The sequence below is a fragment of the Pseudomonas sp. WS 5410 genome, assembly GCF_012985645.1.
In the GTDB taxonomy this organism is placed as follows: Bacteria; Pseudomonadota; Gammaproteobacteria; order Pseudomonadales; family Pseudomonadaceae; genus Aquipseudomonas; species Aquipseudomonas shahriarae.
In genome coordinates this window covers 323,070-335,820 of the sequence record NZ_JAAQWS010000001.1, presented here as the reverse complement: position 1 = coordinate 335,820, position 12,751 = coordinate 323,070, and the positions used below count along the sequence as shown (strand labels likewise).

General features: G+C 61.6%; 4 protein-coding genes. 3 read left to right on the top strand and 1 reads right to left on the bottom strand.

The features are described from left to right. The first annotated feature begins 27 nt into the window (after positions 1–27). The 3 genes from treS to HBO24_RS01365 all read left to right on the top strand — a co-directional run bounded on the left by treS (position 28) and on the right by HBO24_RS01365 (position 10,063). On the top strand, positions 28–3,342 hold the full coding sequence (gene treS / locus HBO24_RS01375; RefSeq protein WP_170059175.1) for a maltose alpha-D-glucosyltransferase: 3,315 nt from the start codon (positions 28–30) through the stop codon (positions 3,340–3,342). 146 nt (positions 3,343–3,488) lie between these two features. After that, a complete protein-coding gene (gene glgB, locus HBO24_RS01370) occupies positions 3,489–5,717 on the top strand; it encodes a 1,4-alpha-glucan branching protein GlgB (RefSeq protein WP_170059174.1) in 2,229 nt (742 codons plus the stop codon). Positions 5,718–6,325: 608 nt separating this feature from the next. Further along, positions 6,326–10,063 carry a hypothetical protein gene (locus HBO24_RS01365; protein WP_170059173.1) on the top strand — a complete coding sequence of 1,246 codons (3,738 nt, stop codon included), beginning with the start codon at positions 6,326–6,328 and terminating at the stop codon, positions 10,061–10,063. Between the two features lie 9 nt (positions 10,064–10,072). On the opposite strand, the gene HBO24_RS01360 is transcribed toward HBO24_RS01365, so the two are convergent. Beyond that, positions 10,073–12,649, bottom strand: coding sequence for an autotransporter outer membrane beta-barrel domain-containing protein (locus HBO24_RS01360; RefSeq protein WP_170059172.1), 2,577 nt, complete (start codon positions 12,647–12,649; stop codon positions 10,073–10,075). Positions 12,650–12,751 lie beyond the last annotated feature (102 nt).

Sequence of the window (12,751 nt, the reverse complement as noted above, 5' to 3'; positions counted from 1 at the left end):
TTTTCTTGAATTTTCCAGGAGTTTCCAATGGCGAAGAAACCCAAGGCTGCCACCTTTATCAAAGACCCGCTCTGGTACAAGGACGCGGTGATTTACCAGGTTCACGTCAAATCCTATTTCGACTCCAATAACGACGGCATCGGGGATTTCCCCGGGCTGATCGCCAAACTCGACTACATCGCCGACCTGGGCGTGAACACCATCTGGCTGCTGCCGTTCTACCCATCGCCACGCCGTGACGACGGCTATGACATTGCCGAATACCGTGGTGTGCACAGCGACTACGGGACCATGACCGACGCCAAGCGTTTTATCGCCGAGGCGCACAAGCGCGGGCTGCGGGTGATTACGGAGCTGGTGATCAACCACACCTCGGACCAGCATCCGTGGTTCCAGCGCGCGCGCAAGGCCAAGCCTGGCTCCAGTGCCCGGGACTTCTACGTGTGGTCCGATGACGACCAGAAATACGACGGTACCCGCATCATTTTCCTCGACACCGAAAAGTCCAACTGGACCTGGGACCCGGTCGCCGGCCAGTACTTCTGGCACCGCTTCTATTCCCACCAGCCGGACCTCAACTTCGACAACCCGCAAGTCATGAAGGCCGTGCTGTCGGTGATGCGCTACTGGCTGGACATGGGCATCGACGGCCTGCGCCTGGACGCGATTCCTTACCTGATCGAGCGCGACGGCACCAACAACGAGAACCTTCCCGAAACCCACGATGTGCTCAAGCAGATCCGTGCCGAGATCGACGCCAACTACCCCGACCGCATGCTGCTGGCCGAAGCCAACCAATGGCCGGAAGATACCCAGCTGTACTTTGGTGACCAGAAGGGCGACGACGGCGACGAATGCCATATGGCCTTCCACTTCCCGCTGATGCCGCGCATGTACATGGCCCTGGCCCAGGAAGATCGCTTCCCGATCACCGATATTCTGCGCCAGACCCCGGAAATTCCCGCGAACTGCCAATGGGCGATTTTCCTGCGCAACCATGATGAGCTGACCCTGGAAATGGTCACCGACAAGGAGCGCGATTACCTGTGGAATTACTACGCCGCCGATCGCCGCGCGCGCATCAACCTGGGGATTCGCCGACGCCTGGCGCCCTTGATGGAGCGCGACCGCCGCCGCATCGAGCTGCTCAACAGCCTGTTGCTGTCCATGCCTGGCACACCGACCCTGTATTACGGTGATGAAATTGGCATGGGCGACAATATCTACCTGGGCGACCGCGACGGCGTGCGCACGCCGATGCAATGGTCCATCGACCGTAACGGTGGTTTTTCCCGCGCCGACCCGGCCAGCCTGGTGCTGCCGCCGATCATGGACCCGCTCTACGGCTACCAGTCGGTCAACGTCGAAACCCAGGCCCAGGACCCCCATTCCCTCCTGAACTGGACGCGGCGCATGCTGGCGATCCGCAAGCAGTCCAAGGCGTTCGGGCGCGGCACCCTGAAAATGCTCTCGCCGAGCAACCGCCGGATCCTCGCTTACACCCGCGAGTACACCGGGGTCGACGGCAAACAGGAAATCATCCTGTGTGTGGCCAACGTGTCGCGTACGGCCCAGGCGGCGGAGTTGGACCTGTCGGCCTTTGCCGGCATGGTTCCGGTGGAAATGGTCGGCGGCAATGCCTTCCCGCCCATCGGTCAGCTGAATTTCCTGCTGACCCTGGCACCCTACGGCTTCTATTGGTTTGTGTTGGCCGCGGAAAACCAGATGCCCAGCTGGCATGTGGAGCCCGCCCAGAGCCTGCCGGACTTCACCACCCTGGTCCTGAAAAAACGCCTCGAAGAATTGCTCGAAGCGCCGTGCCGCACCACTCTGGAGCAGACTTCACTGCCCAGCTGGCTGGCCAATCGGCGTTGGTTCGCCAATAAGGACTCAACCATTGACCGCGTGCATATCGCTTATGGCGTGCGCTTTGGCGGTGCCCAACATCCGGTGCTGCTCAGTGAGATTGAAGTGACCAGCAGCGGGCAGACCAGCCGTTATCAGTTGCCCTTTGGCCTGCTGGGCGAAGATCAATTCAGCAGCGCCTTGCCGCAGCAACTGGCCCTGGCACGGGTACGCCGGGTGCGCCAGGTGGGCCTGATCACCGATGCGTTCAGCCTCGACAGCTTCATCCGCGCGGTGATCGAGGGCCTGCGCGCCGAGACCGTGCTTACCAGCAGCGATGGGGAGATCCGTTTCGAGCCGACCCCACAATTGCCCGACTTGCCCCTGGGCGACCAGTTGCAAGTGCGTTACCTGGCGGCCGAGCAGTCCAACAGTTCAGTGGTGGTCGGCGAAAGCCTGGTGCTGAAGTTGATCCGCAAGGTCAGCACCGGGATTCATCCGGAACTGGAAATGGGCGCCTACCTGACCGCCGCCGGCTACGCGCATATCTCGCCGTTGCTGGGTTCGGTGATCCGCCGCGATGCCGAAGGCCAGGACAACCTGTTGATGATTGCCCAGGGCTATCTCAGCAATCAGGGCGATGCCTGGGGCTGGACCCAGAACAACCTGGAGCGGGCGATACGCGATGAATTGGCCGAAGCGATTTCCGAACAGGAACAGCACTACAACGCCCTCGGCGAACTGGCGGATTTCGCCGGGCTGCTCGGGCAACGGCTGGGGGAAATGCACAACGTGCTGGCGGCGCCAACCTCCAACCCGGACTTCCAGCCCGAAGTCACTACCGTCAAGGACAGCCAGGGCTGGGCCAAGCAGGTGGGCGCGCAGATCGAGCGTGCATTGCAACTGCTCAAACAGCATCAAAACCAATTGAACCCCGCCGACCAGGGGTTGGTCACTCAACTGCTGGCACAGAAAAAGGCGATTGCCAGCCATGTGCAGGCCTTGGCCAAAGCCACGGTGGGCGGCTTGCGCATTCGGGTCCACGGGGATTTGCACTTGGGCCAGGTCCTGGTGGTCAAGGGCGATGCCTATCTGATCGACTTCGAGGGCGAGCCCGCGCGGCCGTTGCACGAGCGTCGGGGCAAGCACAGCCCGTACAAGGACGTCAGCGGCGTACTGCGTTCGTTCGACTACGCCGCCGCCATGGCCCTGAATGTGCAAGGGCAAGGGCTGGATCACTCGGCCGATACCGATGCCTCGCGCCAACGCGTGGTAGATCGCTACCTGACTGAAGCGCGCCAGGCATTTATCCAGGCGTATCAACAGGCTACGTCTACACTGGCGCATGACTGGCAGGATGCCAAAGGAGCAGAAGCGGCTCTCGCATTGTTCAGCCTGGAGAAGGCGGCGTATGAAGTGGCCTACGAGGCAGAGAACCGCCCGACCTGGCTGGCAGTGCCATTGCGCGGATTGCACGGGTTGCTGGACGGGCGTTAAAGGCGTACGTCAAAACAAAGCAGATCGAATGTAGGAGTTGTCGAGCTGTCGCCAGGCTACGATGGCGGCGTTAGCTGACACTGCGCCAGCGCTGGCAAGCCAGCTCCCACATTTGATCCTTAGTGTCACAAGCGGTGGGAGAAATCATGAGCTTTACACATAAAGAACCGCTGCAATCGAAATTCGCGGTCATGCCGGCACCCAAGGATATTGAAGCCCTGGTGCGCGCCGAACATCCGGATCCGTTTGCGCTCCTCGGCCCCCACGACGACGAGCAGGGCGGCCAGGTAATCCGCGCATTCCTGCCTGAGGCCTTGAGTGTCGAGGTGCTGGCCCGTGACAGCGGCGACGGGCTTGGCAGCCTGGATGCCACCCCGGTTCCCGGCTTGTTTATCGGGCATTTCTCTACACGCCAAAGCTACCTGCTGAAGATCCAGTGGGCCGGCGGCGAGCAAATCACCGAAGACCCCTACAGCTTCGGCCAGTTGCTCGGGGAAATGGACCTGTACCTGTTTGCCGAAGGCAATCACCGCGAGTTGAGCAATTGCCTGGGCGCCCAAGTGACGAGCGTCGATGGTATCCAGGGCGTGCGCTTTGCCGTGTGGGCGCCGAATGCCCGGCGGGTCTCGGTGGTGGGCGACTTCAATATCTGGGACGGGCGCCGCCACCCGATGCGCCTGCGGCATCCCGCCGGGGTCTGGGAGATCTTTATCCCGCGCCTGCAACCGGGCGCGGCCTACAAATACGAAATTCTCGGCGCCACCGGGATCCTGCCGCTCAAGGCCGATCCCATGGCCCTGGCCACCCAGTTACCGCCCGACACGGCGTCGAAGGTCGCCGCGCCATTGCAAGTGGCGTGGTCGGACCAAGCCTGGATGCAGGCCCGGGGCGAACGCCAGGCGCCGAGTGCGCCCCTGTCAATCTACGAACTGCACGTCGGTTCCTGGCAATGCGAGCTGGACGAGTTGGGCGAAGTGTCGCGCCAATACGGCTGGCGCGAGCTGGGGGAGCGGCTGATTCCCTATGTGCAGCAACTGGGTTTTACCCATATCGAACTGATGCCGATCATGGAGCACCCGTTCGGTGGTTCCTGGGGTTACCAGCCGTTGTCGCAATTTGCACCCAGCGCACGCTTCGGTTCGCCCGACGAGTTTGGCGCGTTCGTCAACGCCTGCCATCAGGCGGACATCGGCATCATTCTCGACTGGGTGCCGGCGCATTTTCCTACCGATACCCACGGCCTGGCCCAGTTCGACGGCACCGCGCTGTACGAATACGGCAACCCGCTGGAAGGCTTTCATCAGGACTGGGACACGCTGATCTACAACCTGGGGCGTACCGAGGTCCATGGTTTTATGCTGGCGTCGGCATTGCACTGGCTCAAGCACTTCCATATTGATGGCCTGCGGGTGGATGCGGTGGCGTCGATGCTGTATCGCGACTACTCACGCAAGGCCGGGGAGTGGGTGCCTAACCGCCACGGCGGGCGCGAAAACCTCGAAGCCATTGAGTTCCTGCGCCACCTCAACGATGTAGTGGCCCTGGAAGCTCCCGGCGCCCTGGTAATCGCCGAGGAATCCACCGCCTGGCCTGGCGTCAGCCAGCCGACCCAGCAGGGCGGCCTGGGGTTCAACTACAAGTGGAACATGGGCTGGATGCACGATTCGCTGCATTACATCCAGCAGGACCCGGTGTACCGCGCCCATCATCACAATGAGCTGAGTTTCGGTCTGGTGTATGCCTGGTCCGAGCGTTTTGTGCTGCCGATCTCCCATGATGAGGTGGTGCATGGCAAACACTCGCTGATCGACAAGATGCCCGGCGACAGGTGGCAAAAATTCGCCAACCTGCGGGCCTACCTGAGCTTTATGTGGATGCATCCGGGCAAGAAGCTGCTGTTTATGGGCTGCGAGTTTGGTCAATGGCGTGAGTGGAACCACGACCAGCAACTGGATTGGTACCTGCTGCAGTACCCGGAACACCGGGGTGTGCAGAAACTGGTGGGCGACCTCAATCGCCTGTACCGCGAAGAACCGGCCCTGCACGAGCAAGACGACGCACCGCAAGGCTTCCAGTGGTTGATTGGCGACGATGCAATCAACAGCGTCTATGCCTGGCTGCGCTGGAGCAAGGACGGCAAGCCGGTGCTGGTGGTGGCCAACTTCACCCCGGTGCCCCGCGAGGCGTACAAGGTGGGGGTGCCATTTGCCGGCAGTTGGAAGGAGGTGATCAATAGCGATGCCGACACCTATTCCGGCTCCAACTACGGCAACGGCGGTGAAGTGTTCACCCTCGACGAGCCGCACCATGGGCAGCCGGTGTCGCTGGCGTTGAATCTGCCGCCACTGGGGGTCCTGATTCTGCGCCAGGAGTAAAGGCGCGCCGCATGGCCATCGTGGCTTGACCACGATGGCCTGACCAACGCTGTTACCAAACTGTCTGGAACATTTTCTTACGTGTGCGCCACACAAGGATGTCAGCGATCAGGCGCAGTTTCCCAGTCCCCCTTCGTTTCGTCGCTGTGCCTGTGTATCACTGCCAGAGACGAACCATCATGACGCCTGTCCACCTCAACCCACGATTTGCGCCTGCTGCTCCCACCTTGTCACGCTCCGACACGCCACCACCCAGCGAAGGCAGTGCCGGCCTGACGCTGGTGCAACCGCCTGCGCAAGCGACTCCCTCACACCAGGCGCAAGTGCGGGGAAAGCTCGGTGATCTGGACGAAATACTACGGGTGCTGCACGCGCTGCAAACCCCGAATGCCGTCGTCAATAAAAGCTTGTTTCTCAACAAAGACTCGCCGCTGATACCCGCCAATGGCTCGACCCAACCGGGGACCAATCGGCTGGATAACATGCTCGCGTTTTACGGGATAGTACCCTCCAACCCCAAGACACCCGAGCAGGTGCAAGCGGCGATTGACGCTGCGCAAGATGCGCGTAGCGAAATCAGCCTGGGCCTGGATGATCCGTCCAGTGATATGGATGGCTTGCTGGACAAGCGCAATGAGCCCGCTATCCAGGCCTGGGTTGCCGAGCAAGAGGCCAAGTACAAAAAACCGTTGCTCAGCCAGCTGACCGAAGACCTCCCGCCCCAGGCTCTGAAAAAAGCCCAGGGCACGCCGGCCGCCGTGCTGGAGCTGATACTCAAATCGCCCAAGGCCAATGAACGGGTTCAGCAGTTGTTAAAAACCCTGGGCGGGGCCGAGTTCCCCCTCGATGGCGTCATAACGCCCGAAGTCAAGGTCAAGCTGTTGCTCAAGGCCCTGGCCTTGAGTCTGGACCCGCTGCAGACGCGCCAACCCGGGCAGGTTGCCGGCTTTAATCTGGCCTCGAGTGACCAGTGGGGCCAAAGCTACCCGTCGATAAAGTCCGCGTTCAGGAAACACCTGGTCGATTCACGGCAGCTTTCCGGGGATCAGGCCCATCTGGCGGCCTATATTCTGCAACCCCTGTTCCCGCCCGACTTTGCCGTGCGTGATACGCCAGCGGATCTACCTTACCGAGGGTCGGCGGTGTGGGTGAACTTCCAGCAAGGCGTCAGTCTGGCTGAAACGATCGCGCCGGGCTCGTCGCGGCGCATGGGCTTTCAACAACTGGTCGATCTGCCTGGCAAGCTCAGCGAGCAAGCTACAACGGACGGTGAGTGGGCGCTCATAACCTCGACCCGTACCCCGGCGGTTCTGGCATGGGCGGTGACGCAAGGGGTGCTCCCACAGAAGGAAAGCTATTCGCAGGAAGATATAAATAAGGCAGCCACTGCACTGGACGCCCATATCGATAGCGTGGTCGCGGCGACCCAACAGATGGCGGCCGACGTGCCGATGCGCAAAGACTATTTCGAACGGATGCAGAAGGGCACTTCCCGGACCGAGGTGCTGAGCCTGATCAGTCCTGTTTTTGCTCTGTACAGGCACATGAGTGGTGAGAAAATCACCCCCTCGGACGTCAACTATCAATACCCTGTTTATGATGAAGGCCAGTTCCAGGGGGCGTTTGACAAATACCTGGCCGATACCAAGGTCGCCTACGGAACGCTTGTCCGCAGCCAGTTGACCCAGTTGCCGCTAAAGGACCGCGAGGCGATCGAACGGGGTGACGTAACGCTGTATGCCCTGCGGACAAAACCCGGCGGCCCCAATGAAACCGCCGAGGAGAAAAAGGCCGCTGTCACACGCCCGGCGTTTATTCTCAAAGCCAAATACAAGGGCGAGACAAACTACTACGAAGTGAATCCGGTCAAGGGTATCGCCCGGCGGCGCGACGACTTGAAGCCGATCCTGGAGTCCTACAACCCCACCGATAAACGCTATGGCAAGGATTTCATTTCAATTGACCATTCCGCTGAGGGTGAGCCTTCTGAAGAATTGGTAGTCCGCCACACCCGCTCCGACAGCAGGGCCGAGTTCAAGCAACAGTGGGCGGATTACAAGGCCGGCAAAGGCCCCAAACCCAAGAGCTTTTCCATCGTGGTCCCGCAACAGCTCGCGCACTTTTCAGCGGCGAGCAATCCGTCGACAGGTGCGGTGCCGCACACCCTGGCGTCCGAACGCTCAGTGGAGATCGCCAAGGCCATTACCACGGATCTGTTTTATGTCGATGAAACCACGCTCAAGCAGTGGGCGGAGTCGGACCCGGCCCGGGAAAGCGCGGCCCATAAAAACGACGACGCCTTTTGGGATCGGGTCAAAGGCGTCGGTCAGATGGTTGTTCCGTTCTGGAGTGGCATCGAAAACCTGGTCAAAGGCAATACCAAGGAGGGCATCAAGGATCTGGTGGTCGATGGCCTGCTGACCTTCGCCGGGCCGGCGGGCAAGTTCGCCGCGGGCTCGGTGCGCCTCCTGTCCACGGCCGGCAAGATTGGCGTAAGGGCACTGCTGCCAAAATTTCTGCCCCTGGTGAAGAAGTTCGCGGTTTCCGTGGCGCACAATCTCAACCCGCTTGACCCGGTGATGCCCGCGATCAATGGCCTGGGGGGCAGGCTCATGAAGTCTGGGCGCACGGGCCTGAGCAATCTCCAGGCCGGTATTGCCAAGGTCAAGCAATCCGGCTTCCTTAAACTGCCCGGCAGAGGCCGCTACGACATTACCCCGAAGATCCCCCTGACCCCCAGGCCCGTCGCGCAGGGCCTGACCTTGCGGGTCCCCGAAGGCCTCTCCGGTGACCAGGTCCGAGTCCTGCATCGGCACACGTACAGCGACCTGGTTATCGGTGATGATGTCTATCGCTACAACCCGAAAAAGCCCGACAGCCTGATCAAACTGGGCGGCCCGGAGGATACCGAGCCGCTTGAAGGGTTGGTGATGACCTGTGGCGGCGGGGGCCGGCGATCCAAGCGGGACCTGAATGACCTGTGCTACACCAAACAGATCGAGCCAGGAGGCACGCCGGTCTTTCAGGACGCACAAGCACTCGAGCATCGCCGACTGATCCCGCGGGCCGGCCCAGGAAAAGGGCCGCGCACGGTCATCCATGAGCACCGTCGTTACCGCGTCAATGAGGCGGGCAACCAGGAACTGCTACCGATGGCGAGTGTAGGACCTGTGACCTATAAACCTCGCACGACCGGCAGCGTGGTCAACGAAGCGGATTTTGGCTATGACGATTTTGGTGTGCCCCGGGCGATCAACCAGGAAACGGTGGTGGTCAAGATGGATGCGATCAGCGACCTGAGTAATGACCAGCGCGTCATCAGGGGGGTCAAAGTCAACCATAGTGGCCACCAGTACGTGGTGGTCGAGGCTGATACCGGCGTGCACTATTACGCTGAGCTGACAGGCAACGGGCAGCTGGATTTTCACCGGATGACCCGCAGTGATGCGCTGGATGTCGAATTCATCAAATTCTACGACCAATACAAGGATATCTACGGTTTAGCGGCGCAGGGCCTCCCGGACAATCAGTTGGTGGTACTGCCCAGCCTGGAGACGCTGATCAAGAAAATCGTCGCCGACGAGCCTATGTCACCTGCCGAAATCAACCATCTTGCCAGCGTACTGCAAGGCCTGTCCCCCGAGAAACAACGCGAAGTCCTGATGGCAGTGTACGCATCGGGAAACAACCCCGGACATGTGGTAGTGGCGGCCAAACCGATCCGACTGGCGCCGATCAACAAGCCAGCTGGCTTCGCCCAGTTGCCGGCGGAACAACAGAACCGTGTGTATGCAGAAGGTGCGAGAAAAGCGGTAGACGAGCAGTTCCAGGCCACGGGCATTCGCTCAGCCAATCAACAGGTGCCTGGGCTTGCCGGCGAGGCCACGCGCAACGCGACGGCCACAGAAGTGGTGGGTTGGCTGTACACCCGCACGGGGGCGCCCAATTATTCCGAAATGGTCCTGAAGACCGGCGCCGGCAATTGTGACCAGATGGCCAAGGTCGCCGTTGATACGATCAATGCCAGTGGCGGCGATGCCCGTATCGCGCAAGTCAAAGGACATACCTTCGCGGTCGTCGGCGGCCCCCCGGGCCAGCCCCGCAGTAAAGGGTTTGTGGGGCCGGAGTGGGATCAGGCATGGGTCGTCGACCCCTGGGCCGGTATCACCTGCCGGGCGGCAGACTACCCGGCCCAGTTCAAGGCGCGGATGCAGGAGTGGAGCCAGTCTGGCAGGCGCATCCTGATCAGCGATGGAGGAACGCCGCCGCGCTCGGTGTGGAGCGACCCCATGGACCCACGCTGGATAAGCGCCACCGTCGATGGTGAAGCCCAGGTGTTCCAATAATCCGTTGCGCTAGAACTCCATCCTGAGGCCCAGGGTGCCCTTGCGCCCATCCAGTGCGTTGCTGTCGAGGTTGCGCGCATAACCCACCTCGCCATACACGCTGACACTGCTGGAAACCTGCAGCGTTGCGCCGGCACTCAGGTCCAGGGTGGTGGATTTCTGCTCGGTATCAATGTCCGTGGCGTCATTGAATCGCACACGATGGGTCCCGGATGCCCCGTGCCAGAGGTTGGTGCGGATATAGGGCTGGACCGGCATCGCGGCCAGGGTATAGCTGCCGCGCAATCGGGCCCCGAGCCGGGTGGTGATGGCGGTGTCCGCGGAAAACCCGACCTTGGACACCCCATCATTCTGGCTATCAAACCTGGTTTTATTGGCGATCAGTTGCACCTGCGGCTCCAACACCCAGTGTTGCCCGACCTGCAGCGGTATGCCGGCTTCCACCGAGCCCAGCACATCGTGACCTTTGGTCTTGAGCTTGAGCCCCCGATCGGATTCGCTGCTGCCATTGAGGCGGGTGCCCATCAGCACCACATCGACGTACCAGCCATACGGGTCGAGCAACGTCCAATACAGGCCCAGGCTGTCGCCGCGTAATGTGGTGTTGCCAGCATCCAGGTGCTGCCATCCGCGGTTGAACCCATCGACATTACCCCTCAGTCGGCTATGCCCGACGAAGAAGCCCAGCCGCTGGGTCTGGCCATTGCCAGTGGTCCAGGCATGGACATCGCTGCCCACCTGGAAGCCGCTGACCGAACCGTCCAACCGAGGGGCGACGGTACCGGCGTAGGCCTGGCGGCTACTGCTGCCGTAAACCCGGCCCCAGCCTGCCGGGAATGAGCCGGTGGCGGTCTGGCGACTCTGATCGCCCATGCGTTCGTGGTAGGTCCCGAGCATGGCCCGGACGGTCTGCTGCGCCGCCGGAAACAGCGTCGAATACACCGGTACCTCGGGGCGGTAGATCGGGATCGGCGGTTCACCGGGCACCGGCGTTGGCAAGTCAACCGGCGTTCCTTCGCCAGGCACCGGCAACGGCACCGGGGGCTGCTCCGGCTCGGGCAGGGGAGGCGCGACAATGGCTGAGCGCAGGTACCACTGTTGTTCGGAGCCGGCACTGACACCGCCCTTGAACAGGAAGTACTCAAAGGCTCCGGCGGACACCGAACCGCCTGCCAGGCTGAAGGCCCGGTCGCTGCCCGTCGCACCGTTGCGCGCTTCGACCACCTGGATGCCGTCGCTCAAGGTCTCGGCGCCGGCCCCGCCCAGATTGCTGACGTTGAGGGTCGTGGTGCCCAGTAGCGAGCCCTGGTTCACCACCAGTTTGTCACTGGCGGCACCATCGCCGGCCAACACACTTTGCAGCGCCATCTGCCCGTTGTTGCCGGTGTAGGTGCCATTTACCGTCAGGCTGTCGGTGGCGCCGGTACTGCCGGTTGTCATGTCGATCAGGCCGCTGTTGTTGAGGCTTGCCAACTGGCCGGCCGTGAATGGGCTGATGGCCCCCTGGCTGACCAGCAGCACACTGCTGCCGTCGATATTCAAGCTGCCGGTACCGCTGCCGCTATCCCCCAGTTTGAAATCCTGCGCCAAGGTAAAGCGCGAGCCGTTGTCCAGGTTGACCGTTTCCCAGTTGACGTAGCGTTCTGCGGTGGCTGCCTGGGTGTTATCGAAGACCAGGGTGTCGGTGCCCACGCCGCCATCGACCAGAGGCGTGGAAGAGAGCAGGGCCTGTGTCAGGTTTTGCAGCAATGCCCTGTCGTTATCCGCGCCCATATTGACCGCTGAATTGACCGTGCCTGCCCCGGTCCAGTAGAACTGATCGTTGCCGAAGCTCATCAGCACCTGCCCATTGACCACGCCGCCGGTCAGGGTGAACAGGTCGTCGCCACCGCTGACACTGACGTTGCCGCCGATATACCCCCCGGAAACAGCGATGGTGTCCAAGCCAAAGCCAGTCACCAGGTTGCCGTTGATCCGCCCGCCGAGCAGGGTGTAGAAGTTGTTGTCGAGCTTCATATCCACCCGGCCGATGGTGCCGGCGGATTGGGTGGCCACGTCGCCATCCTCGAATGCCCCGACGATCTCGCCACCGCTCATATAGAACGTATCGCGGCCATCGCCCTGGGCCACGCTGGCCACGCGCCCGCCGCTTTGCGCATAGTTGTCGATGCCGTTGCCCTGGTTGATCGCGCCCACGGTGCCGCCGCTGATCTGCACCGTGTCGGCACCATCGCCCTGGGTCACTGCACCCACCACCGCATTGAGGTCCGCGCGGAAAATATTCGCGCCATTGCCCATGTTCAAGGCGCCCATGCTGCCTGACTGGGCTTGCACCTGATCATGGCCGTCGCCAAACGTGACAGTGCCGGTGATCGCGCCATTACCAACACTGGGAAGACTGAGGGCATTATTGCCATTGAGGTCGGTAAAACCGGGTGCTGTGCCACTGTCGCAGAGGGTGGTGTCGTCACCCGCAGTGATCACCGGGGTACAGGCCGCATAGGTGGCTGGCGGGAAAGTCCCCATCAGGGCCGCGCTGGTTAGCCAGGCGCCCAGGTACCGCCGCACATATCGCCGTGTGCTCATGATCTATCCTCGCTCGATGGAAGATGTCGTCCCGCCGCCCCCAAGGGCAGGCACGGTCCGGACCATGACAACGCAAAAAAGCACGATAACGATAAGGGACAA

Coding starts and splice junctions, on each gene's coding strand:
- treS (WP_170059175.1), top strand. CDS start 28: ATGGCGAAGAAACCCAAGGCTGCCACCTTTATCAAAGACCCGCTCTGG.
- glgB (WP_170059174.1), top strand. CDS start 3,489: ATGAGCTTTACACATAAAGAACCGCTGCAATCGAAATTCGCGGTCATG.
- HBO24_RS01365 (WP_170059173.1), top strand. CDS start 6,326: ATGGATGGCTTGCTGGACAAGCGCAATGAGCCCGCTATCCAGGCCTGG.
- HBO24_RS01360 (WP_170059172.1), bottom strand. CDS start 12,649: ATGAGCACACGGCGATATGTGCGGCGGTACCTGGGCGCCTGGCTAACC.